General features: G+C 32.1%; 20 protein-coding genes and 5 tRNA genes. 22 read left to right on the top strand and 3 right to left on the bottom strand.

Annotated features, from left to right (window positions below; all coding sequences use genetic code 11):
- Nucleotides 1–50: 50 nt before the first annotated feature.
- The 3 genes from Q0776_RS10010 to Q0776_RS10000 all read right to left on the bottom strand — a co-directional run bounded on the left by Q0776_RS10010 (nucleotide 51) and on the right by Q0776_RS10000 (nucleotide 4,897).
- A complete protein-coding gene (locus Q0776_RS10010; protein WP_298367672.1) occupies nucleotides 51–761 on the bottom strand; it encodes a TIGR00730 family Rossman fold protein in 711 nt (236 codons plus the stop codon).
- Between the two features lie 50 nt (nucleotides 762–811).
- Nucleotides 812–3,637 (bottom strand): excinuclease ABC subunit UvrA, encoded by a 2,826-nt coding sequence (gene uvrA / locus Q0776_RS10005; protein WP_298367671.1) that lies wholly within the window; start codon nucleotides 3,635–3,637, stop codon nucleotides 812–814.
- A gap of 66 nt (nucleotides 3,638–3,703) precedes the next feature.
- The gene (locus Q0776_RS10000; protein ID WP_298367668.1) at nucleotides 3,704–4,897 is read right to left on the bottom strand and encodes a carboxypeptidase-like regulatory domain-containing protein; all 1,194 of its coding nucleotides are present in this window, start codon (nucleotides 4,895–4,897) and stop codon (nucleotides 3,704–3,706) included.
- A gap of 153 nt (nucleotides 4,898–5,050) precedes the next feature.
- Here Q0776_RS10000 and Q0776_RS09995 point away from each other — a divergent pair, with 153 nt between their 5' ends.
- From Q0776_RS09995 to rpoC, 22 genes are all read left to right on the top strand, one after another.
- Nucleotides 5,051–5,278, top strand: coding sequence for a PspC domain-containing protein (locus tag Q0776_RS09995; protein ID WP_298367666.1), 228 nt, complete (start codon nucleotides 5,051–5,053; stop codon nucleotides 5,276–5,278).
- Nucleotides 5,279–6,280, top strand: a complete 1,002-nt coding sequence (locus tag Q0776_RS09990) for a potassium channel protein (RefSeq protein WP_298367663.1) — start codon at nucleotides 5,279–5,281, stop codon at nucleotides 6,278–6,280.
- 123 nt (nucleotides 6,281–6,403) lie between these two features.
- Complete coding sequence (locus Q0776_RS09985; RefSeq protein WP_298367661.1) at nucleotides 6,404–8,011, top strand: alanine/glycine:cation symporter family protein; 1,608 nt, start codon at nucleotides 6,404–6,406, stop codon at nucleotides 8,009–8,011.
- 27 nt (nucleotides 8,012–8,038) lie between these two features.
- The gene (locus Q0776_RS09980) at nucleotides 8,039–8,911 is read left to right on the top strand and encodes a helix-hairpin-helix domain-containing protein (RefSeq protein ID WP_298367658.1); all 873 of its coding nucleotides are present in this window, start codon (nucleotides 8,039–8,041) and stop codon (nucleotides 8,909–8,911) included.
- Nucleotides 8,912–8,951: 40 nt separating this feature from the next.
- Nucleotides 8,952–10,109, top strand: a complete 1,158-nt coding sequence (locus Q0776_RS09975) for an acyl-CoA dehydrogenase family protein (protein WP_298367656.1) — start codon at nucleotides 8,952–8,954, stop codon at nucleotides 10,107–10,109.
- Between the two features lie 102 nt (nucleotides 10,110–10,211).
- Nucleotides 10,212–10,409: a 30S ribosomal protein S21 gene (rpsU, locus tag Q0776_RS09970; RefSeq protein ID WP_111708009.1), complete on the top strand. Its 198-nt coding sequence runs from the start codon at nucleotides 10,212–10,214 to the stop codon at nucleotides 10,407–10,409.
- A gap of 76 nt (nucleotides 10,410–10,485) precedes the next feature.
- Entirely contained in the window at nucleotides 10,486–11,379 is an 894-nt protein-coding gene (locus tag Q0776_RS09965; RefSeq protein WP_298367651.1) for a tyrosine-type recombinase/integrase, read from the top strand.
- Nucleotides 11,376–11,675, top strand: coding sequence for a ribosome-associated translation inhibitor RaiA (gene raiA / locus Q0776_RS09960; protein WP_298367650.1), 300 nt, complete (start codon nucleotides 11,376–11,378; stop codon nucleotides 11,673–11,675). Before Q0776_RS09965 ends, raiA begins: the two co-directional genes overlap by 4 nt.
- 97 nt (nucleotides 11,676–11,772) lie before the next feature.
- Nucleotides 11,773–11,846: transfer RNA gene (locus tag Q0776_RS09955), tRNA-Thr, on the top strand.
- A gap of 36 nt (nucleotides 11,847–11,882) precedes the next feature.
- Nucleotides 11,883–11,963 (top strand) — tRNA-Tyr (locus Q0776_RS09950).
- A 58-nt stretch (nucleotides 11,964–12,021) separates the two neighbouring features.
- Nucleotides 12,022–12,094 (top strand) — tRNA-Gly (locus tag Q0776_RS09945).
- 12 nt (nucleotides 12,095–12,106) lie between these two features.
- Nucleotides 12,107–12,178 (top strand) — tRNA-Thr (locus tag Q0776_RS09940).
- A 63-nt stretch (nucleotides 12,179–12,241) separates the two neighbouring features.
- The gene (gene tuf, locus Q0776_RS09935) at nucleotides 12,242–13,426 is read left to right on the top strand and encodes an elongation factor Tu (RefSeq protein ID WP_298367648.1); all 1,185 of its coding nucleotides are present in this window, start codon (nucleotides 12,242–12,244) and stop codon (nucleotides 13,424–13,426) included.
- Nucleotides 13,427–13,494: 68 nt separating this feature from the next.
- Nucleotides 13,495–13,567: transfer RNA gene (locus Q0776_RS09930), tRNA-Trp, on the top strand.
- Between the two features lie 14 nt (nucleotides 13,568–13,581).
- Nucleotides 13,582–13,770, top strand: coding sequence for a preprotein translocase subunit SecE (secE, locus tag Q0776_RS09925; RefSeq protein ID WP_298367647.1), 189 nt, complete (start codon nucleotides 13,582–13,584; stop codon nucleotides 13,768–13,770).
- A gap of 5 nt (nucleotides 13,771–13,775) precedes the next feature.
- Complete coding sequence (gene nusG / locus Q0776_RS09920) at nucleotides 13,776–14,327, top strand: transcription termination/antitermination protein NusG (protein ID WP_298367646.1); 552 nt, start codon at nucleotides 13,776–13,778, stop codon at nucleotides 14,325–14,327.
- 70 nt (nucleotides 14,328–14,397) lie between these two features.
- On the top strand, nucleotides 14,398–14,841 hold the full coding sequence (gene rplK / locus Q0776_RS09915; RefSeq protein ID WP_298367645.1) for a 50S ribosomal protein L11: 444 nt from the start codon (nucleotides 14,398–14,400) through the stop codon (nucleotides 14,839–14,841).
- A gap of 11 nt (nucleotides 14,842–14,852) precedes the next feature.
- The gene (gene rplA / locus Q0776_RS09910; protein WP_298367643.1) at nucleotides 14,853–15,548 is read left to right on the top strand and encodes a 50S ribosomal protein L1; all 696 of its coding nucleotides are present in this window, start codon (nucleotides 14,853–14,855) and stop codon (nucleotides 15,546–15,548) included.
- A gap of 11 nt (nucleotides 15,549–15,559) precedes the next feature.
- Nucleotides 15,560–16,084: a 50S ribosomal protein L10 gene (rplJ, locus tag Q0776_RS09905; RefSeq protein ID WP_298367640.1), complete on the top strand. Its 525-nt coding sequence runs from the start codon at nucleotides 15,560–15,562 to the stop codon at nucleotides 16,082–16,084.
- 41 nt (nucleotides 16,085–16,125) lie between these two features.
- Entirely contained in the window at nucleotides 16,126–16,500 is a 375-nt protein-coding gene (gene rplL, locus Q0776_RS09900) for a 50S ribosomal protein L7/L12 (protein ID WP_298367638.1), read from the top strand.
- Nucleotides 16,501–16,619: 119 nt separating this feature from the next.
- Nucleotides 16,620–20,435, top strand: coding sequence for a DNA-directed RNA polymerase subunit beta (rpoB, locus tag Q0776_RS09895; RefSeq protein WP_298367636.1), 3,816 nt, complete (start codon nucleotides 16,620–16,622; stop codon nucleotides 20,433–20,435).
- Between the two features lie 83 nt (nucleotides 20,436–20,518).
- Nucleotides 20,519–24,793: a DNA-directed RNA polymerase subunit beta' gene (gene rpoC / locus Q0776_RS09890; protein WP_298367633.1), complete on the top strand. Its 4,275-nt coding sequence runs from the start codon at nucleotides 20,519–20,521 to the stop codon at nucleotides 24,791–24,793.
- Nucleotide 24,794 lies beyond the last annotated feature (1 nt).

Raw genomic sequence — 24,794 nt, 5'->3', positions numbered from 1 at the left:
TAACAAATAAAATAAGGGTATTAAAAGCTAACTTATTCAAAAAAATAAAATTAAAAATTAGGGCTCAAGCTATATTTTTTGTAGAATTTATCAATTACTGCAACTACTTCTTCTTCATTATCTACTAATGAAATTAAGTCTAAATCTTCGGGGCTAATTGTTCCTTCAATAACCAAAGTGTTTTTTATCCATTCAAATAGTCCGTTCCAAAATTTTCTTCCAACTAAAATAATAGGGAATTTACCTATTTTTTTTGTTTGAATTAAGGTAATTGCTTCAAATAATTCATCCATAGTGCCAAATCCACCAGGCATAACAACAAAACCTTGAGAATATTTTATAAACATAACCTTTCTAACAAAAAAGTAATCAAAATCTAAACTTTTATCAGAATCAATATATGGATTGTCATGTTGCTCAAAAGGTAATTCAATATTTAAACCTACCGAAGTTCCTTTACCTCTGTGAGCTCCGCGATTCCCTGCTTCCATAATTCCAGGTCCACCACCAGTTACAACTCCGTAACCATGTGTAGTAAGTTTATATGCAATATTTTCTGCTAATTTATAATATGCGTGATCTTCTTTTGTTCTTGCAGAACCAAAAATACTAACACAAGGTCCTATTTTACTTAAACGTTCAAAACCTTCAACAAACTCGGCCATTATTTTAAAAATTGCCCAAGAATCGTTTGTTTTAACTTCGTTCCAAGTTTTTTGTTTAAATTTTTCTCTTATTTTTCTATCTTCGTTTGGAGACATAATGTATTATTTATCTTTTTATAACGTTAATTTACATATTATTGTGAGGCCTAATTTAATTCTTTTTTTAAGAATTTGGCAGTAAAGCTTTTTTTATGTTTTGAAACCTCCTCTGGTGTACCAAAACAAACTAATTTACCTCCGTTTTTACCACCTTCCATTCCAATATCTATAATATGATCGGCAAGTTTAATTACATCCATGTTATGCTCTATTACCAATATTGTATTTCCTTTATTTGCTAGTTTATTTAAAACTTCCATTAAGACCCTAATATCTTCAAAGTGAAGCCCAGTTGTGGGTTCGTCTAAAATATAAAAAGTATTACCAGTATCTCTTTTTGAAAGTTCTGCAGCTAATTTAATGCGTTGAGCTTCACCTCCCGAAAGAGTAGTGGATTGCTGTCCTAGTTTTATATAACCCAATCCAACATCATTTATTGTTTTTAATTTTCTATATATTTTTGGAATATTTTCGAAGAAAACCACTGCTTCTTCGATAGTCATATTTAATACATCAGAAATTGATTTTCCTTTGTATCTAATTTCTAAGGTTTCTCTATTAAATCGTTTGCCTTGACAAGATTCGCATTCAACATGTACATCGGGTAAAAAATTCATTTCAATAACACGTATTCCACCACCTTGGCAGGTTTCACATCTTCCGCCTTTTACATTAAATGAAAACCGTCCAGGCTTATAACCTCTTATTGAAGCTTCACTTGTTTTTGAGTATAAGCTCCTTATTTCTCCAAAAACTCCAGTGTATGTAGCCGGATTTGATCTAGGTGTTCTTCCAATTGGTGATTGATCAATATCAATTACTTTGTCAATATGTTCAAGACCTGAAATTGATTTAAATGGCATCGGTTTTTTAACACCACGATAAATGTGCTTATTTAAAATAGGATAAAGCGTTTCGTTAATTAAGGTGGATTTTCCACTTCCAGAAACTCCAGTAACACAAATTAATTTTCCTAATGGAAAATCGACAGAAATATTTTTTAAATTATTTCCTATAGCACCTTTTAATGTAATTTTTTTTCCATTTCCCTTTCTTCTTTTTTTAGGAATGGCAATTTCTTTAGTTCCATTTAAATAATCAGCAGTTAATGTACCATGGGTTTTAAGTTCGTTAAAAGTGCCTTCACTTACTATTTCTCCACCGTGTACACCCGCTCCGGGTCCAATATCCAAAACAAAATCGGCGTGTTCAATCATATCCTTGTCGTGTTCTACAACAATTACAGAATTTCCAACATCGCGTAAATTAATGAGCGATTTTATTAGTTTTTCATTATCTCTTTGATGTAAACCAATGCTTGGTTCGTCTAAAATATAAAGAACTCCTACAAGTTGAGATCCAATTTGTGTGGCAAGTCTAATACGTTGCGCTTCACCACCCGAAAGTGATTTTGATGTTCTATCAAGAGATAAGTAATCGAGTCCTACATCTAAAAGAAATTGAATTCTTGTTCGTATTTCTTTTAAAATTTCAGAAGCAATTTTTAGTTGTTTAGAGGAAAGTTGTTTTTCAATATTTGAAAACCAATTAGCAAGTTCCGAAACATCCAATTGCGCCAATTCTGAAATGTTTTTTTTATTTATTTTAAAGTAAAGGGCTTCTTTTCTTAATCTATTTCCGTGACAAGATTCACAGTCAATTTCATCCATAAAATCTTTAGCCCATCTTTTTATTGAAGTTGATTCGCTAGATTTGTATTGATTTTCAATAAATTTAATTATTCCCTCAAAATCAATTTCATAATTTCTAGTAACTCCAACTGTTTTCGATGTAATTTTAAATTTTTCATTGCCGCCATTTAAAATAATATCTAAAGCTTGTTCTGGTATTTTTGAAATAGGATCAGTTAATTCAAATTTATAACGATCAGCGATTAATTGAATTTGTTTAAAAATCCAACTACTTTTTTGCTCTCCTAAAGGAACAATTCCACCACTTTTTATTGATGTATTCTTATTTGGAATTATTTTCTGAATATTTACTTTATTGTTTTTTCCTAATCCGTTGCAAGTTGGGCAAGCTCCTTTTGGAGAATTAAAAGAAAATGTATTTGGCTCTGGATTTGGATATGAAATTCCAGTTTCAGGGCACATTAAATCTCTACTGAAATATCGTGGAATATTACTTTCATGCTCTAAAACCATTAATATATTTTCCCCAGAATACATTGCTGTGGTTATTGTTTCTTCTAATCTTTTTTCTGAAGATGCGTTTACAGCAATTCTGTCAATTACAATTTCAATGTCATGTGTTTTGTAGCGATCTAATCGCATTCCTTTTTCAATATCAATAATTTCACCATCTACACGAACTTTTACAAATCCTTGTTTGGCAATTTGCTCAAAAAGTTCTCTATAGTGTCCTTTTCGCGATTTTATTATTGGGGCTAAGACAACAATTTTTTTTCCGTCGAATTCTTTTAATATTAGTTCTTTTATTTGCTCATCGCTATAACTAACCATTTTTTTATTGGTGTTATAAGAATATGCATCAGCAGCTCTCGCATATAATAATCTTAAAAAATCATAAATTTCTGTTATTGTTCCAACAGTAGAACGTGGACTTTTGTTTGTTGTTTTTTGTTCAATAGAAATAACAGGTGAAAGCCCATCAATTTTGTCTACATCGGGACGTTCTAAACCACCCAAAAATTGACGTGCATATGCAGAAAATGTTTCAATATAACGTCTTTGACCTTCGGCATATATGGTGTCAAATGCCAATGATGATTTTCCACTTCCACTTAAGCCAGTGATAACTACAAGCTTTTCTCGTGGAATTTTAACGTCTATGTTTTTTAAGTTATGGACTCTAGCGCCTAAAACTTCAATATACTCTTGCTCTTTTAACATAAAATTATTTGAAAAAAGCAAATATAATTAAATGCAACTGAAATTTAGAGATGTAGTTAAACTTACTTACTTATTTGAATATTGAAATTGAGTTTGCAAAGGAACACCAAAATTAGATTCTAATTCTTCTTTAATTTTTTTGAAATATTTTGTTTCAGGAGGTAAATTAAAACTATTCCAAAATTCTTCGTGATATGGTATTTCAAGCAATGCCATATCATTGGTCTCTGCTTCGAAGTTATGACGAACTTTTGCTTTTTTCTTGTTTGTTTCAATATCTAAAATAAAAACTTCGTGTTTATAAGTTGCCGAAATTTTATTTGAATCTTTTCTTAATCGTTTTTGTAAACTTTCATCTATTGTTTCATCCGAAGTCCATTGTCTACTATGATAGCTCAAATAAAGTTTACCATCTTTATTCTTTTTGTAAATGTATAATGAGTTATTTGCGTAGTTTTCAATCTTGTATATAGAAAAAGTGTCAACACCAATATATAATTTAAATTTGGCTTGCCCTTTAGGTTTAGCTTCAATAATTACAACATCTTCGTTTTCGTAAGAAGAGTCTCCAATTTTTTTCCATTTAGTGTTTTTAATTGATATAGGATGCCTTACCGGATTTCTTATAGTCATAGGAATTACGGAATGACGAAATTCTTTTTTCTTGAAAAATCTGTAATCAGCTGATTTTCGGCTTTCAAGAATTTCAATACGGCTCATTCTAGTAACAGACGGGCCACGATCAAGAATTTTCATGTATTGTTCAATAAAAAAACGAGCTTTTCCTTCTTCACTTGACGCACGTCTATAAAGCAATGTTAATTGATGTTGGTCGCTAACAGTTGTTCGTTTTAAATTTTTAAGAGCATTAATAACATAGTACTCAGGCTTTACAATTTTAACTTCAGCTAATGAAATGGTACTTTCTTTTAAATTAATTATTTTCTCTTGTTTGTTTAAATAATCCTTTACCATTATTTTAAAAGGCTTAAATCCTAAGCTATTTACAACTAAAGTATCGGTTAAATCATTCTCTGAAACCATTAAAATGAACTCGCCATCTTCTGTACTCGAGGTTCCTTTTGCTTTTTTTTGTAAAACAATTGCAGCGTAAGGAATTGTTATTTTAGTGTCGTCAATAATTAAACCTTCCACAGTTATATTGGCTTGTTGAGAGTAACCAAAAAAACAAGTTACAATTAATGAGGTTAAAATAAAAAAGAACTTATTTTTTATAGCGTAAGCATTTATTTTTTGCATTTTATTATGAGGTTTGCATTAAAAGAGCAATTTAGTTAAAGTTTTGCAATATAAAAATGGATATTAAAGATAAGGAAAGAACCACTAAAAATGTTTGTAAAAAATAGATATCTAAAAAGTTAAAATTATTATCTTGCGTTAAAATACTAAAGTTTGAGTTGGATTGATTCTTTAAGACATTTTTTTGAAAAACACGGATTCGCCGTTTCATCTCGATTTGCAGATAGATTAGGAATAAACGTATCAAATGTACGTCTCTTTTTTATTTACATTTCATTTGTAACATTGGGGTTTTCATTTGGAATTTATTTAACATTAGCATTTTTGTTGCGTTTAAAGGATTTAATTTACACAAAAAGAAGTTCAGTTTTCGATTTATAAATGAAGTTAATTATACCCTCAAAGTTATATAAAGCAATTGCACTACTTTTTTTAGTGATTAGTATTGGGGTTTTTGGGTATGTTTTTATTTCTGGAGATACCGTAATTGATGCATTATATATGACAATAATTACCATGACCACCGTAGGTTTTGGTGAATTACATCCCTTAAATCAAACTGAAAAATTATTTACAATATTTCTAATTTTAATAAGCATTACAGCTTATGGTTATACAGTATCAATTTTAACAGAGTATTTAGCAAATGGTCGTTTTTTTGAAAAATTAAAAAGAAAAAAAGTGCAAGAACAAATTGGTTTATTAAAAAATCACACAATAGTATGTGGTTACGGTAGAAACGGAAAGCAAGCGGTTAATAAGCTTAAACAATTTAATCAACCGTGTGTAATTGTTGAAAAAAGACAAAATGAGTTGACCGATTTGGAAAGAGATGAGGTTTTATATATTGAAGGAGATGCAACAAATGATGATGATCTAATTCTCGCAGGAATAAAAAATGCCAGAAGTTTAATTACAGCATTGCCTTCGGACGCTGACAATTTATTTGTAGTGTTAACCGCAAGACAATACAATAAAGAATGCACTATTATAAGTAGAGCAAGTAATGAATCTTCTTATAGTAAATTAAAGTTTGCAGGAGCAACAAATGTTATAATGCCAGACAAATTGGGCGGAGCTCACATGGCTTCTTTAGTTGTTACACCAGATTTAGTTGAATTTGTTGATAGATTAACAATAGCTGGTCAAATAGAAGCGAATTTGGAGGAGATTTCAGTAAATGATTTGCCTACAGAGTTTATTTCAAAAACAATTTTAGATCTTGATTTACGGAAAAAGACAGGTTGTAATGTTATCGGATTTAAAACAGAAGATAATGAGTATATTATAAATCCTGAGGCTTCAACAATACTTAAAAGAGATACTTATCTAATTGTTTTAGGAAACAAAGGACAAATTAAACAATTAAGGGAAGTTTTCTAGTGATTTTTTTATTTTCATTTTTTTATTTAGAATGGTAACAGATTTCTGTATTATTTGTTAAAAACTTGTGGTAACATCATTTTTTTGCCATATTGCAGGGATTTTTAAAAATAAACAGCGATTATGAGAAATAAAATTTTCTTATTAATAACCTTAATTCTCCCATACTTAACTTTCGGACAAAAAATTGTAAAAAAAGGATTAGATGAACAAATTGATGAAGCCTTTGGAGATGCAACAGGTTGGTTTGTTAATTTTATTTTTTATCAAATACCTTTTTCAGAAAATATAAAGGTATTTTGGGTTCTTTTCCCTCTAATTTTGGGAGCGTTATATTTTACGATATATTTTAAATTTATTAATATAAGAGGTTTTTTTACATCTTTAAAAATTGTAGGAGGGCACTATGATGATTTAGAAGGTCGTACAGATCATAAAGTTGAAGTTTCTGATTCTGTTTTTACAGATGATGGAGATAATCCAGATACAATTAGAGTAGAAGGTCATGTAGGTGAGGTTTCTCATTTTCAAGCATTAACAGCCGCATTATCTGCAACAGTTGGTTTAGGTAATATTGCTGGAGTGGCAATTGCAGTATCTATTGGAGGTGCGGGTGCTACTTTTTGGATGATTATTGCAGGTTTTTTAGGAATGGCATCTAAATTTGTGGAATGTACACTGGGCGTAAAATATAGAGATATTGAATCAGACGGAACCGTATATGGTGGGCCAATGTATTATTTAACCAAAGGGCTTGATTCAAAAGGCTTAGGTAAATTAGGGAAAGTTTTAGCGGCTTTATTTGCGGTATTTGTAATTGGAGGTTCATTTGGAGGGGGAAATATGTTTCAAGCAAACCAAGCTTTTCAATTAGTTGAAAATATTACTGGAGGAGACGCTTCGTTTTTACATGAAAAAGGTTGGCTTTTTGGATTGGTTATGGCTATTTTGGTAGGTGTAGTAATTATTGGAGGTATTAAAAAAATAGCTAAAGTTACCGATAAGATTGTACCATTTATGGTAGTTATATATGTTGCTGCTTCAATTTTTGTGTTGATAGTAAAATATGATATGATTGGAGATGCATTTATTCAAATATTTAACGGGGCTTTTAGTCCACAAGGTGTTGCCGGTGGTTTTGTTGGTGTTTTAGTGCAAGGATTTAGAAGAGCAGCTTTTTCAAATGAAGCAGGTATTGGTTCAGCATCAATTGCACATGCTGCTGTAAAAACAGAATATGCAGCTTCAGAAGGAATGGTAGCGTTATTAGAGCCTTTTATAGATACGGTTGTTGTTTGCACCATGACAGCGCTGGTTTTGGTGATAACAGGAAATGTTGCTGCTGAAAATGCTAGTTTAAATGATGCTCAGGCAATTTTGTTAACGTCTGGGGCGTTTGCATCTGTAATTTCTTGGTTTCCTTACGTACTAACAGTTGCAGTTGTGCTATTTGCATTTTCTACCATGATTTCTTGGTCGTATTATGGTTTTCAAGGTTGGGCATATTTGTTTGGAAGATCTAAAAAAATGGAATATACTTATAAGTTACTATTTCTTGTATTTGTAGTGGTAGGTTCGGCAGCAAGCCTTGGATCGGTAATTGGTTTTTCTGATGCTATGATTTTTGCAATGATGGTACCAAATATGGTAGGTTTAGTAATTTTAGCGCCAAAGGTTAAAGAAGAATTAAACAAGTATTTGACGGCTATTAAAAATTTAAATAAAGAATAGAATTAGTAGAGAAAAAAGTGATATGATATGAATAATTTTAGATCCAATTTCGATTTAAATAAACGACAACGAAATGGGGTATTCTTTTTATTATTCATTATTTTAACTTTACAAATAGTATTTTGGTTTGTAGATTTTTCCTCAAAAGATGTTGCGGACGTTTCGGAATTTAAACGGCTAGCTTTTCAAAATGAAATGGATTCATTGGTGAAAATTCAATTAGAAGAATCTAAACCAAAATTATATCCATTTAATCCAAATTATATTACAGATTTTAAAGGTTATCAACTCGGAATGAGTATTGACGAAATCGATCGCTTATTAAATTATAGACAGTCGGGGAAGTTTGTTAATTCTGTAAATGAATTTCAATTGATAACTAAAATTAGTGATAGTTTATTAAATGCTATTAGTCCATTTTTTAAATTCCCCGAATGGGTCACTTCTAAAAAGAAAAATACCAAATTAAAAGCTGTAGAATCAACTAAAATTGTAATTAACGAAAAAGATATTAATAGAGTTAATGCTGAAGATTTAATAAAAATAAGAGGTATTGGGGATAAATTAGCAAAAAGAATTCTCGATTACAGAAAAAAGCTGCAAGGCTACTCATATAATAGCCAACTATATGAAGTTTGGAATTTAGATAAAAAAGTTGCTGATGAAGTTCTTAAATACTTTAAGGTTTTGGAGTTGCCAAGAATTAAAAAGCTTAATGTAAACACTGCTTCTTTTAAAGAGATATTATCTATTGTTTATGTAGACTATGAATTAACAAAAAAAATACTTGATTATAAAACCGAGGTTGCAGAAATTCAATCTATAAATGAGCTAAAAAAAATAGATGGATTTCCACTAGATAAATTTGAGAGAATAACCTTATATTTGATGGCTGAATAAATTTTCAAGAACTTAATAATTGTTAGCCATTAAAAATAGTATGTATTTTACTGAAGAGCACGAGGCGTTTCGTCAAAGTTTCCAAGATTTTTTAAAGAAAGAAATAATTCCCTTTGTAGATAAATGGGAGGAAAATGGATTTGTAGATAAAGAAGTTTTCAAAAAGTTTGGTGAAATGGGATATTTTGGTTTGAATTATCCTGAAAAATATGAAGGCTTAGAACTAGATTTATTTTATACTGTAATATTTTTAGAAGAGTTGCAAAAGATTAATTCAGGAGGAACCGCAGCTGCAATATGGGCTCATACATATTTAGCAATGACTCATTTGAATGCAGAGGGAAGTGAAGAAATTAAACAAAAATATTTAATTCCAAGCATAAGAGGAGAAAAAGTTGGGTGTTTATGTATATCCGAGCCTTTTGGCGGTTCAGATGTTGCAGGTATAAGAACTACCGCAATAAAAGATGGAGATGATTATATTATAAATGGCTCTAAAATTTTCATTACAAATGGTGTTTATTCAGATTATTTAGTAGTTGCAGTAAAGACAAATCCTAGTTTAAAACACAAGGGGATGAGTTTATTTGTGCTTGATAGAGAAATGGAAGGTATTTCAGCTACAGACCTTAAAAAGTTAGGGTGGAAGGCTTCAGATACAGCTGAGATAGGATTTAATAATGTGAGAGTACCTGCGAGTAACATGTTAGGTAAAGAAGGGAAAGGATTTTCGTATATTATGCAGCATTTTGCATCCGAAAGGGTAATTATGGCTGTTAATGCTCACGCAAGAGCGGAATATGCGTTAGATTATGCTATCAAATATATGTCTGAAAGACAGGCTTTTGGAAAGAAAATAGATCAATATCAAGCTTTGCGTCATAAAGTGGCAGATATGGCTAGTGAAATTGAAATGATTAAAGAATTTAACTATTCCGTAATTCATAGATTAGATAAAGGAGATTACGTGGTTAAAGAAGCAAGTATGTCTAAACTAATGGCAACAAAAATTGCCGATGAAGTAATTTATAATTGTTTACAGATGTTAGGCGGTTATGGATATATGGAAGAATACCCAATGGCGCGCTTATTAAGAGATAGTAGGTTAGGTCCAATAGGTGGTGGAACTTCAGAAATACTAAGGGAAATTATTTCCAAAATGATTATAGATAAGAAGGAATATAGGCCTGCAACATAGTTTTTTAATTATTTATTGTTTTAGTATTGCTTGTGTAATAATAAGTTGTATCTTTGCAATCCAAAAATTAAAAGAGAACGATTTGAAAGGAGGTGCCAAAATATGTTAATCATTCCAGTAAAAGACGGAGAAAATATCGATAGAGCGTTAAAACGTTACAAACGAAAATTTGATCGTACAAAGACTATGAAAAATTTACGTAATCGTAAACAATTCAATAAGCCTTCCGTAACAAAGCGTGCGCAAAATATAAAAGCTCAATATGTTCAAAGATTAAGAACGGCAGAAGAGCAAGGTTAATTATTAGCCAAATAAATTAAACCGTTAGTAAAAACAATTTACAATTTGTATGTTTGTTTTTACTAACGGTTTTTTTATGCATGTAAAATCTTTTATAAACTACTTGTTGATAGAGAAGAAATACTCTGTTCATACTTTAACCGCGTATAAGAAAGATTTGGACGATTTCATTAAATTTTGCAGTAATGAATATGATGTGGACTCTATAATAGATGTAAATTATTCTCAAATTAGAAGTTGGATTGTTTACTTGGTTAATTCAAATATTAGCAATAGATCAATAAATAGGAAAATTTCTTCCCTAAAGACATTTTATAAATTTCTGCAGAAAACAAAGCAAATTGAAATAAATCCGCTTTCAAAGCATAAGGCTCTTAAAACATCTAAAAGAATTCAAGTACCATTTTCTAAAAATGAAATCTCTCTAGTCTTAAATTCACCAGAGGAATTAAATTTTGAATATGTTAGAAATAAATTAATTGTTGAACTTTTTTATTCAACTGGTATTAGAAGAAGTGAGCTTATAAATATTAAAATTAATGATATTGATCTTAATAATGGGGTTGTTAAAGTTTTAGGTAAGAGAAATAAAGAGCGTTATATTCCGTTAATTAATACAGTTCAAAATTCAATAAAAAAATATATTGAATTTAGAAACGAAATAAATTCAAGTGAGAGCTCTTTTTTTATTACTAAAAAAGGCAAAAAAATATACGATACACTTGTTTATCGAATAATTAATAATTATTTTAGTACTGTGTCATCAAAAGAGAAAAAGAGCCCGCATATTTTAAGGCACTCATTTGCTACACACTTATTAAATGAAGGTGCGGACTTGAACTCCATAAAAGAATTATTGGGACATTCAAGTTTAGTGTCAACACAAGTATATACCCACAATAGTTTGGGTAAATTGAAAGAAGTTTATAACCAAGCTCATCCAAGGAGCGTAAAAAAACATGATTTATGAAAGTATATGTACAATCTGTAAATTTTAATGCAGACAAAGATTTAGTTAGTTTTATTGAGAAAAAAGTAACCGGATTAGAACGATATTACGATAAAATTGTAGATTCTGAAGTATTTTTAAAAGTTCAGCAAACAAGTGAAAAGGAAAATAAATCTGTTGATATTAAATTAAATATTCCGGGTGCTGATATTGTTGTAAAAAAACAATGCAAAACTTTTGAAGAAGGAACAAGTTTAGCTGTAGATTCCTTGAAAAGAAAACTTACTCAAAAGAAAGAAAAAGTTAGAGCTAAATAATTTATTAAAAATAATTTAAAAAAGTTTTGTTTAAGATTAAAACTTTAATACATTTGCAGTCCGTTAGAAATAACGGGCTTCTTTTATGGAGTAAAATGCCGATGTAGCTCAGCTGGCTAGAGCAGCTGATTTGTAATCAGCAGGTCGTGGGTTCGAGTCCCTCCATCGGCTCAAAATAAAAGAGAAAGTTCTTTAGATAACTTTAATGGTGAGATACTCAAGTGGCCAACGAGGGCAGACTGTAAATCTGCTGCGCAAGCTTCGAAGGTTCGAATCCTTCTCTCACCACTAAAAAAGGATGTAATAAGGAATTATTACTAAAATGATGATTTGAAAAAAAATTATTGCGAGAGTAGCTCAGTTGGTAGAGCTTCAGCCTTCCAAGCTGACTGTCGCCGGTTCGAGCCCGGTCTCTCGCTCAATTTTTTTTGGCCGGTGTAGCTCAGGGGTAGAGCGTTTCCTTGGTAAGGAAGAGGTCACGGGTTCAATTCCCGTCATTGGCTCAAATAAAAATATAAGAATAGAAATAAACACTATATATAACTAAGATTTAAAAATTAATAATTATGGCTAAAGAAACCTTCGATCGTTCAAAACCACATTTAAACATTGGTACTATTGGACACGTTGATCACGGTAAAACAACCTTAACAGCTGCTATTACTGTTGTATTAGCAGAGAAAGGACTTTCTGAAGTAAAAGATTTCGATCAAATCGATAACGCTCCTGAGGAAAAAGAGAGAGGTATTACAATTAATACTGCTCACGTTGAGTATCAAACTGCTAATCGTCACTACGCTCACGTTGACTGTCCAGGTCACGCGGATTATGTGAAGAATATGGTAACTGGTGCTGCGCAAATGGATGGTGCTATCATTGTTGTTGCGGCAACAGATGGACCAATGCCTCAAACAAGAGAGCATATCTTATTAGGTCGTCAGGTAGGTATTCCTAGATTAGTTGTATTCATGAATAAAGTGGATATGGTTGATGATGAAGAACTATTAGAATTGGTAGAGATGGAAATTAGAGATCTATTATCTTTCTACGAATATGATGGTGATAATACTCCAGTAATTGCAGGTTCTGCATTAGGAGGATTGAACAAGGAAGAGAAATGGATGGATAAGATTATGGAATTAATGGATGCTGTGGATACTTGGATTGAGTTACCAAAGCGTGATGTTGATAAAGATTTCTTAATGCCTGTAGAGGATGTATTCTCAATTACTGGTCGTGGAACTGTTGCAACAGGTCGTATCGAAACAGGAGTTGCTAATACAGGAGATGCTGTAGATATTATTGGTATGGGAGCTGAAAAATTAACTTCTACTATTACTGGAGTTGAGATGTTCCGTAAAATATTAGATAGAGGTGAAGCAGGGGATAATGTTGGTATCTTATTAAGAGGTATTGCTAAAGAAGATATTAAAAGAGGTATGGTAATCTGTAAACCAGGTTCTGTAACTCCTCACGATAAATTCAAAGCTGAGGTTTATATCCTTAAAAAAGAAGAAGGTGGTCGTCATACACCATTCCACAACAACTACCGTCCACAGTTTTACGTACGTACAACTGATGTAACAGGTACTATTAATTTACCTGATGGAGTTGAAATGGTAATGCCAGGTGATAACTTAACAATTACTGTAGATTTACACCAACCAATTGCAATGAATGTTGGTTTACGTTTTGCAATCCGTGAGGGAGGTAGAACTGTAGGTGCAGGTCAGGTAACTGAAATTCTTTAATAAAAAGAAAATCACACACAATAAAAATTTTCCGAGGTGCTTCGTTTTAAGTGGAGCACCTCGTATTTACGGGCGTAGCTCAGTTGGTAGAGCACTGGTCTCCAAAACCAGGTGTCGGGAGTTCGAGCCTCTCCGCCCGTGCAAAATTAAAAAAAATGAATTTAGTTAAATATATAAAAGACTCATTTGAAGAGTTACGTAATAAAGTTTCATGGATTTCTTGGGCTGAAGCTCAGAAGTCTACAGTTGTTGTTGCGATATTTACAGTTTTATTTGCGCTAGCAGTATTTCTAGTAGATAAATTCTTTCAAACAGGTTTAACTGAGTATTTTAAATTATTTTAATTAGTATGACTGATTCTGTAAAAAAATGGTACGTTGTTAGGGCTATTGGCGGTCAAGAGAATAAGGTAAAATCGTATATCGAAACTGAAATTGCACGTCTAGGGATGACTGATTATGTGGATAGAGTTTTAGTGCCTACAGAAAAAGTAATACAAGTGCGTAATGGGAAAAAAATTCAGAAAGAACGAGTGTATTTTCCTGGTTATGTTATGATTGAAGCTAACCTAAGTGGGGAGCTTCCTCATATTATTAAGTCAATAACTGGTGTTATTGGTTTTTTAGGAGAAGTTAAAGGAGGAGATCCTGTACCAATGCGTAAATCTGAAATTAACCGTATGTTAGGTAAAGTAGATGAATTATCAGTTCAAAGTGATAATATTGCTATACCTTATATTATTGGTGAAACAGTAAAAGTAATAGATGGACCTTTTAATGGTTTTGACGGAACTATTGAAAATATAAATGAAGAGAAAAGAAAACTTGAAGTTATGGTCAAAATTTTCGGAAGAAAAACACCATTAGAGTTGAGTTATATGCAAGTTGAAAAAATTTCATAATTGTTACATAAATAATACGGTTTTGCATAATGCTTCCAAAAAAGTGTAAAATCTAATTTAAGATTAAAAAATGGCAAAAGAAGTTAGTAAAGTAGTAAAATTACAAGTTCGAGGAGGTGCGGCAAACCCGTCACCACCAGTTGGACCAGCTTTAGGTGCTGCCGGAGTAAATATAATGGAGTTCTGTAAGCAATTTAATGCTAGAACTCAAGACAAACAAGGGAAGGTTTTACCAGTAGCAATTACTGTTTATAAGGATAAATCTTTTGAGTTTGTTGTGAAAACTCCACCAGCGGCAGTTCAAATACTTGAAGCATCAAAAGTTAAGAAAGGTTCAGCAGAACCTAATCGTATCAAGGTTGCAACTGTAACTTGGGATCAATTGAAAACTATTGCAGAAGACAAAATGGTAGATTTAAATGCATTTACTGTAGAATCTGCTATGTTAATGATGGCAGGAACTGCACGTTCAATGGGAATCAGAGTTAAAGGAGAAGCTCCAATTAAAAAATAAACAGTTAGAAAATGGCAAAATTAGCTAGAAAACAAAAAGAAGCGCAAGCAAAGGTTGATAATAATCAAACTTATTCTTTATCAGACGCTTCTGCATTAGTAAAAGAAATTACTAATGTGAATTTTGATGCTTCCGTAGATATAGCTGTTAGATTAGGAGTAGATCCTCGTAAAGCAAATCAAATGGTTAGAGGGGTTGTAACATTACCTCACGGAACAGGAAAAGATATTAAAGTTTTAGCATTAGTAACTCCAGATAAAGAAGCGGATGCTACGGCGGCTGGAGCAGACTATGTTGGATTGGATGAATATCTTCAGAAAATTAAAGATGGTTGGACTGATGTTGATGTAATAATCACTATGCCTAGTGTTATGGGTAAATTAGGTCCTTTAGGTCGTATTTTAGGACCAAGAGGTTTAATGCCGAATCCAAAAACAGGAACTGTTACTATGGATGTTGCGAAAGCAGTAACCGAGGTAAAAGCTGGTAAAATTGATTTTAAAGTTGAAAAAACTGGGATTGTTCATGCAGCAATAGGAAAAGTATCTTTTTCTGCTGAGAAAATTGCGGAGAATGCTGGTGAATTAATTCAAACTTTAGTTAAATTAAAACCAACAGCTTCTAAAGGAACATATGTTAAAAGTATTTATATGTCTAGTACAATGAGTCCTAGTATTAATATAGATACCAAATCTGTTAATAGTTAAACTTAGAAATTATGACGAGAGAAGAAAAATCACAAGTAATAGAGGCTTTAACAGATAAGTTAACTGAAGGAAACATAATTTATTTAGCTGATATATCTGGTTTAAATGCTTTAGATACATCTAATTTACGTAGAGCCTGTTTTAAAGCGAACATAAAACTTTCAGTAGTAAAAAACACATTACTTGAAAAAGCAATGGAAAAGTCTGATAAAGACTTTGGTGAATTACCTACAACATTAAAAGGTAATACATCTTTAATGATTTCTGATACGGGTAATGCACCTGCTAAGTTAATCAAAGATTTTCAAAAGAAATCAAAAACCAATAAACCTGTATTAAAAGGGGCATATGTTGAAGAGGCTATATTTGTTGGTGAGAACCAATTAGATGCCTTAGTAAGCATTAAGTCTAAAGAAGAGGTAATTGGAGAAATTATAACAATATTACAATCACCAGCTAAGAATGTTATATCAGCATTACAATCTGGAGGTAATAAGTTATCTGGTATTATCAAAACATTATCAGAAAAAGAATAAGCGCACTAATAAACTAATAAATAAAAATTAAACAAAGAGAAATGGCAGATTTAAAAGATTTCGCAGAACAACTTGTTAACTTAACAGTAAAAGAAGTAAACGAGTTAGCTAATATTTTAAAAGACGAATATGGTATTGAGCCAGCTGCAGCAGCAGTAGCAGTAGCAGGTCCAGCAGCAGCTGGAGAAGCAGCAGCAGAAGAGCAAACTGAATTCGACGTAATTTTAAAAGCGGCTGGAGGTTCTAAATTAGCAGTTGTAAAATTAGTTAAAGAATTAACTGGTTTAGGATTGAAAGAAGCTAAAGGTGTAGTAGATAGCGCACCAGCACCTGTAAAAGAAGGTGTTACAAAAGAAGAAGCTGAAGCATTAAAAGCATCTTTAGAAGAAGCTGGAGCTGAGGTTGAGCTTAAGTAAGCTTACAATAGCTAAAACAAATTAAGGTTTAGGTCTAGGAGTTCCCTTTGACCTAAACCATTTTTGCGTATATATTCGTTCTTATAATTAATAGTTTTTTAACTTAAAGTTTTTGTCCATTGGCATCAAAAAATTTCACCGAAAGAATAAACTTTGCATCAGCTAAATTGGTAACTGAATATCCAGATTTTTTAGATATTCAGGTTAAATCGTTTCAAGATTTTTTCCAATTAAAAACTAAAGCTGACGAACGAAGTACCGAAGGATTATACAAGACCTTCCTTGACAACTTCCCAATTACTGATACTCGTAACCAATTTGTGTTAGAGTTTATAGATTATTTTGTTGACCCTCCTAGATATTCAATTCAAGAATGTATTGAAAGAGGTTTAACTTATTGTGTTCCATTAAAAGCACGATTAAAATTATATTGTACAGATCCTGAACATGAAGATTTTGAAACAATTGTTCAAGATGTTTATTTAGGAACAATTCCATACATGACCAATAGTGGTACCTTTGTTATTAATGGTGCAGAACGTGTTGTGGTATCTCAGTTACATAGATCACCTGGTGTGTTCTTTGGACAGTCGTTCCATGCTAATGGAACAAAATTATATTCTGCTAGGGTAATTCCTTTTAAAGGTTCTTGGATTGAATTCGCAACAGATATCAATCAAGTAATGTATGCTTATATTGATAGAAAGAAAAAATTACCTGTAACTACATTGTTTAGAGCAATTGGTTATGAAAGAGATAAAGATATCTTAGAAATTTTTGATCTTGCTGAAGAAATTAAAGTATCAAAAAGTGGACTGAAAAAATATTTAGGTAGAAAATTAGCTGCGCGTGTTTTAAAAACTTGGTTTGAGGATTTCGTAGACGAAGATACAGGAGAGGTAGTTTCTATAGAAAGAAACGAGATAGTATTAGATAGGGATACAATTCTTGATAAAGATCAAATAGAAGAAATTGTAGAATCAGGAGCCAAAACCATTTTACTTCATAAAGAAGATAATGAAATGGCTGATTATGCAATTATTCATAATACTTTACAAAAAGACCCAACAAACTCAGAAAAAGAGGCTGTTGAACATATATATAGACAATTACGTAATGCTGAACCGCCAGATTTTGAAACGGCTAAAGGTATTATTGATAAATTATTCTTCTCTGAACAACGTTACAATTTAGGTGAAGTTGGTCGTTATAGAATGAATAAGAAACTTGGTTTAAACGAGGATATGGATCAAAAAGTATTAACGAAAGTTGATATTATTACCATTATAAAAAACTTGATTAAGCTTGTAAACTCAAAGGCTGAAGTAGATGATATTGACCATTTATCTAACCGTCGTGTTAGAACGGTTGGTGAGCAATTAGCAAGTCAATTTGGAGTGGGGTTATCTCGTATGGCACGTACAATTCGTGAACGTATGAATGTTCGTGATAACGAAGTATTTACACCAATTGATTTAATTAATGCTAAAACTTTATCTTCGGTAATTAACTCTTTCTTTGGAACAAACCAGCTATCTCAATTTATGGATCAAACAAATCCATTAGCAGAGATTACACATAAGCGTCGTTTATCGGCACTTGGACCTGGAGGTTTATCAAGAGAAAGAGCTGGATTCGAGGTTCGTGATGTTCACTACACACATTACGGTCGTTTATGTCCAATTGAAACTCCTGAGGGACCAAATATTGGTTTAATTTCTTCTTTAGCTGTATTTGCAAAAGTAAATAACCTTGGGTTTATTGAAACTCCGTACAGAGAAGTAAAAGAAGGTAATGTAAATATTACGGAAGAGCCTAGATATTTAAGTGCAGAAGAGGAGGAAGGAATGAAATTTGCTCAATCTAATCTTCCATTAACGGAAGAAGGTAAGTTTGTTGCAGAAAAAGTAATTGTTAGAGAAGAAGCTGATTATCCGGTAGTAGAACCTACAATGGTTAACTTTATGGATGTGGCACCAAATCAAATTGCTTCAATTTCTGCATCTTTAATTCCATTCTTGGAACATGATGATGCAAACCGTGCATTGATGGGATCTAATATGATGCGTCAAGCAGTGCCTTTATTAAAACCAGAATCTCCAATTGTTGGTACTGGTTTAGAATTTAGGGTTGCAAAAGATTCACGTATTTTAATGAATGCAGAAGGTGCAGGGGTTGTAGAATATGTGGATGCTAATAATATTGAAATTAAGTACGATAAAACTGATGAAGAGAGAATGGTAAGTTTTGATGGAGATTCAAAAACTTATAATTTAATTAAATTCAGAAAAACCAATCAAGGAACTTCAATAAATCTAAAACCTATTGTTAAAAAAGGTGATAGAGTTGAAGAAGGACAAGTACTTTGTGAGGGTTATGCAACACAGCAAGGTGAGTTGGCTTTAGGAAGAAATATGAAAGTAGCCTTTATGCCTTGGAAAGGGTATAACTTTGAGGATGCAATTGTAATTTCTGAAAAAGTTGTGAAAGAGGATATCTTTACTTCTATTCATATTGATGAATATTCAATGGATGTTAGGGATACAAAATTAGGAGCTGAAGAACTTACCAACGATATTCCTAATGTTTCTGAAGAAGCTACAAAAGATTTGGATGAAAATGGAATGATTCGTATTGGTGCAGAAGTAAAACCAGGAGATATTTTAATTGGTAAGATAACACCAAAAGGAGAATCTGATCCTACACCTGAAGAGAAATTACTAAGAGCAATTTTTGGTGATAAAGCGGGTGATGTTAAAGATGCATCATTAAAAGCTTCGCCTTCATTAAGAGGTGTTGTAATAGATAAAAAATTATTTGAACGTGCAGTTAAAGATAAATCTAAACGCGCACAAGATAAAGTAAGTATTGCAAATTTAGAGAGTAAATACACTGCTAAACTTGAGGATTTAAGAACTATTCTTGTTGATAAGTTATTTCATTTAATTAATGGTAAAACATCTCAAGGTGTTCAAAATGATTTAGGTGAAGAAATTCTTCAAAAAGGTAAGAAATTTACTTTGAAAATGTTAAATGCAGTACCGGACTTTGTTTATTTAACTAAGGGAGTTTGGACTACTGACTCTCATATTAATATGCTTGTTAATGAGTTAATACATAATTATAAAATTAAGGTTAACGATTTACAAGGTTCATTACGACGTGAGAAATTTACAGTTTCTGTTGGAGATGAATTGCCAGCTGGAATTTTAAAGCTAGCAAAGATTTATATAGCTAAAAAACGTAAATTAAAAGTAGGAGATAAAATGGCAGGACGTCACGGTAACAAAGGTATTGTTGCAAGAATCGTTCGTCAGGAAGATATGCCATTCTTAGAAGACGGAACTCCAGTAGATATTGTTTTAAATCCACTTGGTGTACCTTCTCGTATGAACATCGGACAGATTTATGAAACAGTTCTTGGATGGGCAGGTCAAAATTTAGGAACCAAATATGCAACTCCTATATTTGATGGAGCTTCAATCGATCAAATAAATAAAATTACAGAAGAAGCAGGCGTTCCTCAATATGGACATACATATTTATATGATGGAGGAACTGGAATGCGTTTTGATCAGCCAGCAACAGTAGGTGTTATTTATATGATTAAGTTAGGTCATATGATTGATGACAAAATGCACGCACGTTCTATAGGACCGTACTCTTTGATTACGCAACAACCTTTAGGTGGTAAAGCACAATTTGGGGGTCAGCGTTTTGGAGAGATGGAAGTTTGGGCACTTGAAGCATATGGTGCGTCAAGTACATTGCGAGAAATCTTAACAGTAAAATCGGATGATGTTTTAGGAAGAGCTAAAACATATGAAGCTATTGTTAAAGGAGATCCAATGCCTGAACCAGGTCTACCAGAATCATTTAACGTATTAATGCACGAGCTTAGAGGTCTTGGATTAGACGTTAGGTTAGAGGAATAACAACAAACGACAGTTAGAAGCATAATAACTTCTAACTGTTATATATTTTTACATTTTTAAAATTCGAATCCATCAATATTATTATGGCAAGAAAAAACGATAAATACACTGTAAAAAAATTTAATAAAATTTCAATTGGTTTATCATCTCCAGAAGCAATTCTTGAGAAATCAAACGGAGAAGTATTAAAGCCAGAAACTATAAATTACCGTACACATAAACCTGAAAGAGATGGATTGTTTTGTGAGCGTATTTTTGGACCAATAAAAGATTATGAATGTGCTTGTGGTAAATACAAGAGAATTCGTTATAAAGGAATTGTTTGTGACCGATGTGGTGTTGAAGTAACTGAGAAAAAAGTACGTAGGGATAGAGTAGGTCACATTAATTTGGTTGTACCAGTTGCTCATATTTGGTATTTTAAATCATTACCTAACAAAATGGGGTATCTTTTAGGTTTACCATCTAAAAAGTTAGATATGATTATTTACTACGAACGTTACGTAGTAATTCAGCCTGCTGGTGCTAAAAACACAGATGGAGATCCATTACAAAAAATGGATTTCTTAACAGAGGAAGAGTATTTAGATATTCTTGAAACATTCCCTGTAGAAAATCAATATTTAGATGATAATGATCCAGACAAGTTTATTGCTAAAATGGGAGCAGCTTGTTTAATTGATTTATTTAATCGAATAGATTTAGATGAATTGTCTTATGAATTACGTCATAAAGCAAATACAGAAACATCTAAACAACGTAAAACTGAAGCATTAAAGAGATTAAACGTAGTTGAATCTTTTAGAGATGCAAATAAGAATAGAGAAAATCGTCCCGAATGGATGATAATGAAGGTAATTCCAGTGACTCCACCAGAATTGCGTCCATTAGTACCATTAGATGGAGGTCGTTTCGCTACTTCAGATTTAAATGATTTATACCGAAGAGTAATTATTCGTAACAATCGTTTAAAGCGTTTGGTTGAAATTAAAGCACCTGAAGTTATTTTACGTAACGAAAAACGTATGTTGCAAGAATCTGTAGATTCATTATTTGATAACACGCGTAAATCTTCAGCTGTAAAAACAGAATCTAATCGTCCACTAAAATCATTATCAGATTCATTAAAAGGAAAACAAGGACGTTTTCGTCAAAACCTTTTAGGAAAACGTGTCGATTATTCTGCGCGTTCTGTAATTGTTGTAGGACCAGAATTAAAATTACACGAATGCGGACTGCCAAAAGATATGGCAGCTGAGCTATACAAGCCTTTTGTAATTAGAAAATTAATTGAAAGAGGAATTGTAAAAACAGTAAAATCTGCAAAAAAAATTATAGATAAAAGAGAGCCAGTTGTTTGGGATATTTTAGAGAATGTTTTAAAAGGACATCCTGTAATGTTAAACCGTGCCCCTACTTTGCACCGTTTGGGTATTCAAGCTTTTCAACCAAAATTAATTGAAGGAAAAGCTATACAGTTACACCCATTAGCGTGTACGGCATTTAATGCCGATTTTGATGGGGATCAAATGGCTGTACATTTACCATTGGGACCTGAAGCTATTTTAGAGTGTCAATTACTTTTATTAGGTTCACATAATATATTGAATCCAGCAAATGGAGCGCCAATTACTGTACCTTCTCAGGATATGGTTCTTGGATTATATTATATGACAAAAGAACGTAAATCTACACCTGATCATCCAATTAAGGGAGAAGGTTTAACTTTTTACTCGGCAGAGGAAGTTACTATTGCTTTTAATGAGAAAGCTGTAGACTTAAATGCGAGTATTAAAGTTAGAACAAAAGATTTTAATGAAGAAGGAGAATTAGTAAATCAAATTATATCTACAACTGTAGGTAGAGTTTTATTTAATGAAGTGGTTCCTGAAGCTGCTGGTTTTGTAAATGAAGTATTGAATAAAAAATCATTAAGAGATATTATTGGAAAAGTATTAAAACTTACCGATGTTCCTACTACAGGAAAATTCTTAGATGATATGAAAGGAATGGGATATATGTTCGCATTCCGTGGTGGTTTATCATTTAGTTTAGGTGATATTATTATTCCGCCAGAAAAACATACGATGATTGCTGATGCAAATTCTCAAGTTGACAATATTATGGCTAATTATAATATGGGTATGTTAACTAATAAAGAGCGTTACAATCAGGTAATTGATATTTGGGGTTCTACAAACAATCGTTTGACAGAACTTTCAATGAAACGTTTACGTGAAGATCAACAAGGATTTAACTCTGTATTTATGATGCTTGATTCTGGTGCAAGGGGTTCTAAGGAGCAAATTCGTCAGTTAACAGGTATGCGTGGATTAATGGCAAAACCTAAGAAATCTACAGCAGGTGGTGGTGAAATTATTGAAAATCCAATTCTGTCTAACTTTAAAGAAGGATTGTCTATTTTAGAATACTTTATTTCTACTCACGGTGCTCGTAAAGGTTTAGCGGATACGGCTTTAAAAACAGCAGATGCTGGTTATTTAACACGTCGTTTAGTTGATGTATCTCAAGATGTTATTGTAAACGAATTTGATTGTGGAACTTTAAGAGGATTAAATGTACAACCACTTAAAAAGAATGATGAGATAGTAGAATCTTTAAGTGAAAGAATTGCTGGACGTGTATCATTGCATGATGTTTTAGATCCAATAACTAACGAGTTATTAGTAAAATCGGGAGTGGAAATTTCTTCAGAAATAGCACAAGCAATTGAAAATTCGGCTATAGATGGTGTTGAAGTACGTTCTGCTTTAACTTGTGAGGCCAAAAAAGGTATTTGTTCACAATGTTATGGACGTAGTTTATCTACTAATAAAATGGTGCAAATTGGTGAAGCGGTTGGTGTTGTTGCAGCACAATCAATTGGAGAACCAGGTACACAGTTAACGTTAAGAACATTCCACGTTGGTGGGGTTGCAGGAAATATTTCAGAAAATAACTCTTTAACTACTAAACATCCAGGTAAAGCAATTATTGATGATTTAAGAACCGTAAAAGGAACTGACGGAGATGGTGAAGAAGTTGATATTGTAATTTCAAGAACATCTGAAATTAAAGTTATTGATGAAAAATCTGGGTTAACATTAAGTACAAACAATATTCCATATGGATCATATATATATGTTGCAGATGGTCAAAAGCTTAAAAAAGGAGATGTAGTTTGTAAATGGGATCCATTTAATGGAGTTATTGTTTCTGAATTTGGTGGAACTATTCATTTTGAAAATATTGAAAGAGGTATTAATTACTTAGTTGAAATTGATGAACAAACAGGTTTCCAAGAAAAAGTAATTATTGAATCTAAGAATAAAAAGACGATTCCAACATTATTATTGAAAGATGATAATGATAATGTAATTAGATCATATAACCTTCCGGTAGGTGCGCATTTAATAATTGAAGATGGAGATAAAATACCTTCAGGTATGACAATTGTTAAAATTCCTCGTAAATCTGGAAGATCTGGAGATATAACAGGAGGTTTACCACGTGTAACAGAGTTATTTGAGGCACGTAATCCTTCTAATCCAGCTGTGGTTTCTGAAATTGATGGAGTTGTTTCATTTGGAAAAATTAAACGTGGTAATAGAGAAATTATTGTTGAATCAAAATTAGGTGAAGTTAAAAAGTATTTAGTAAAACTTGCAAATCAAATTTTAGTTCAAGAAAATGACTTTATTAAAGCGGGTATGCCACTTTCTGAGGGAGCTGTAACGCCTAATGATATTTTAAATATTCAAGGACCTTCAGCTGTACAAGAGTACTTAGTAAATGAGATTCAAGAGGTATATCGTTTACAAGGGGTGAAAATTAATGACAAGCACTTTGAAGTTGTAGTTCGTCAAATGATGCGTAAAGTTAGGATTATTGATTCTGGAGATACATTGTTCCTAGAGAATCAATTGGTTCATAAAAATGACTTTATTGAGCAAAATGATAATATTTACGGAATGAAGGTAGTTGAAAATGCTGGAGATTCTGTTAATCTAAAAGAAGGACAAATTGTAACAGCACGTCAATTAAGAGATGAAAATTCTGTACTAAGACGAGAAGATAAATCATTAGTTGTAGCTAGAGAAGCTCAACCGGCAACGGCTGAACAAATACTTCAAGGTATTACAAGAGCTTCTTTACAAACTAAATCATTTATTTCTGCTGCATCTTTCCAAGAAACAACTAAAGTGTTGAATGAAGCTGCGGTTAGCGGTAAAGTTGATGATTTAGAAGGATTGAAAGAAAATGTAATTGTTGGTAAGAGAATTCCAGCCGGTACAGGTATGAGAATTTATGATAATATTATTGTAGGTTCTAAGGAAGAAATGGATTCAAGCTTTTAAT

Source organism: uncultured Lutibacter sp. (genome assembly GCF_947495725.1).
Classification (GTDB): domain Bacteria; phylum Bacteroidota; class Bacteroidia; order Flavobacteriales; family Flavobacteriaceae; genus Lutibacter.
The sequence above is the reverse complement of the archived record's forward strand: the minus strand, read 5'-3'. Positions and strand labels throughout refer to the sequence as shown.